At 73.5% G+C, this 2,303-nt stretch carries 4 protein-coding genes; 3 read left to right on the forward strand and 1 reads right to left on the reverse strand.

Features of this window, described 5'->3' with window-relative positions; all coding sequences use genetic code 11:
* From DQW85_RS24210 to DQW85_RS24220, 3 genes are all read left to right on the forward strand, one after another.
* Positions 1-239: hypothetical protein (locus tag DQW85_RS24210; protein WP_162795320.1), on the forward strand; the 239-nt coding region annotated here is incomplete at its 5' end.
* A 17-nt stretch (positions 240-256) separates the two neighbouring features.
* Positions 257-1,303, forward strand: a complete 1,047-nt coding sequence (locus DQW85_RS24215; protein WP_113702335.1) for a UDP-N-acetylmuramate dehydrogenase — start codon at positions 257-259, stop codon at positions 1,301-1,303.
* 98 nt (positions 1,304-1,401) lie between these two features.
* Positions 1,402-1,968, forward strand: a complete 567-nt coding sequence (locus DQW85_RS24220; protein WP_113702334.1) for a TMEM165/GDT1 family protein — start codon at positions 1,402-1,404, stop codon at positions 1,966-1,968.
* A gap of 15 nt (positions 1,969-1,983) precedes the next feature.
* Here DQW85_RS24220 and DQW85_RS24225 read toward each other — a convergent pair.
* Positions 1,984-2,303 (reverse strand): helix-turn-helix domain-containing protein (locus DQW85_RS24225; protein ID WP_162795321.1); only part of this gene is annotated, 320 nt, incomplete at its 5' end.

Raw genomic sequence — 2,303 nt, forward strand, 5'->3', positions numbered from 1 at the left:
CCGGCTGGACGGGGCTGGAGCGACACGGCGGCGAGTGGCGCGCGGCCGGACCGGGAACGGTCGAGGCGCTGGGCGGCGAGCTGATGGCGGTGCGGCGGTCCGCGGCGCTCGGCGACTCTCCGGAGGACGCGCGGGACGCGTTCGAGCTGTCCCTCGCCCTGCGCGGCGAGCTGGTGGTGCCCGCCGAACGCCTGCCCGTGCGGCGGCTGCGGGAGCCGGGCACGCCGCCGGTCTCCTAAGCTTGGGGCCCATGGACATGCTCGCGCCGTACACGACCCTGGGCCTGGGCGGGCCCGCCCGCCGTTTCGTCGAGGCCCGCACGCCCGAGGAGCTCGTCTCCGAGGTGGCCGACGCCGACCGGCGGGCCGAGCCGAGCCTGGTGCTGGGCGGCGGGAGCAACGTCGTGGTGGCCGACGAGGGGTTCGACGGGCTGGTCGTCAAGGTCGCGAGCGAGGGCGTGACGGTCTCGCGGGACGGCGAGCAGGTGCTCGTCACAGTGGAGGCCGGGGAAGACTGGGACGCGCTGGTCACCCGCGCCGTCCAGGAGGGGTGGTCCGGCCTGGAGTGCATGTCGGGCATTCCCGGGCTGGTCGGTTCGACACCCATCCAGAACGTCGGCGCCTACGGCCAGGAGGTCTCGCAGACCATCAGGTGCGTGCGCGTCTACGACCGCAAGGCCCGGGTCGTCGTCGACCTGGAGGCGCGGCGGTGCGGCTTCTCCTACCGCGACAGCGCGTTCAAGCGCGACCTCGGGCGGCACGTGGTCCTCGCCGTCACCTACGCCCTCGACGTCTCCGAGTCGTCCGCCCCGATCGGCTACCAGGAGCTGGCCGGGCGGCTCGGCGTCGAGCCCGGTGAGCGGGTGCCGCTGGCGCGGGCCCGCGAGGCCGTGCTGGCGCTGCGCCGGGGCAAGGGCATGGTGCTCGACCCGGCCGACCCCGACACCCGCAGCGCGGGCTCGTTCTTCACCAACCCGGTCCTGGGCCCGGCGGAGGCCGCCGAGCTGGCGACCCTCGCCCCGGACCATCCGCGCTGGGACCTGCCCGGCGGCGACGTCAAGGTGCCCGCGGCCTGGCTGATCGAGCAGGCGGGCTTCCCCAAGGGCTACACGCGCGGCCCGGCGCGCATCTCGACCAAGCACACGCTCGCCCTCACCAACCCCACCGGCGAGGCCACCACCGCCGACCTGCTGGCGCTCGCCCGCGAGGTGCGTGACGGCGTACGGGAGAAGTTCGGGATCACCCTGGTCAACGAGCCGGTGCTGGTGGGCTGCGAGCTGTCTCCGGACGGGGCCGCGCAATAGCGGAGGGCCGCGGAATAGCCGAAAGACGCTGCCGGGCCGAAGTCGTGCCCGAACCCCCGGGTGTGAGCTCACGGTCCGGCCGTGCGGGAAGGGACCGTTTGGAAGCGTTCTGGATCAGCCTCGCCGTCATCTTCGTGGCCGAGCTCGGCGACAAGAGCCAGCTCATGGCGATGACGTTCGCGACCCGTTTCAGACCCTGGCCGGTGCTCGCCGGCATCACGATCGCGACGACGGCCGTGCACCTCGCCAGCGTGGTCCTCGGCGGCCTCATCGGCGACGCACTGCCCACCACCGCCATCTCGGTCGTGGCCGGACTCGCCTTCCTCGGCTTCGCCCTGTGGACGCTGAGGGGGGACGAGCTGACCGAGGAGGAGTCGCGCAAGGCCCGGCGCACCGGCGGGAACGTGGTCATCGCGGTGACGGTCGCGTTCTTCCTGAGCGAGCTGGGCGACAAGACCATGCTGGCCACGATCACGCTGGCGACGCAGCACGGCTGGCTCGGCACCTGGATCGGATCCACCGTCGGCATGGTCGCGGCCGACGCGCTGGCCATCGTGGTGGGCCGCCTGCTGGGCAGGCACCTCCCGGAGAAGGCCATCAGGTACGGGGCCGCCGCCGCGTTCGCCGTCTTCGGCGTGCTGCTGCTGGCCGAAGCGTTCTCCTGAACCCCCGAACACCCCTTACAGCGTCACCAGCGACAGCCGGTGGGCCGCCGCTGCGGCCTCGCCGCGCGTGGTCACCTCCAGCTTGGCCAGGATGTTCGACACGTGCACGCTGACCGTCTTGGCCGAGATGAACAGCTCCTGGGCGATGTCACGGTTGGTGCGCCCGAGGGCCACCAGGCGGAGCACCTCCAGCTCGCGCGGCGTGAGCAGCTCGGGCGTCTCCTGCTGCTGGCCGGCGGTGCCGCCGACGCGGCGCGACAGCGCCGCGATCTCCTCCATGAGCGGCACCGCCCGCAGCGCGCCGGCCAGCGGTCGCGCCACGGCGAGCCGGCTCG

Source organism: Nonomuraea lactucae (genome assembly GCF_003313395.1).
Taxonomy (GTDB): Bacteria; Actinomycetota; Actinomycetes; order Streptosporangiales; family Streptosporangiaceae; genus Nonomuraea; species Nonomuraea lactucae.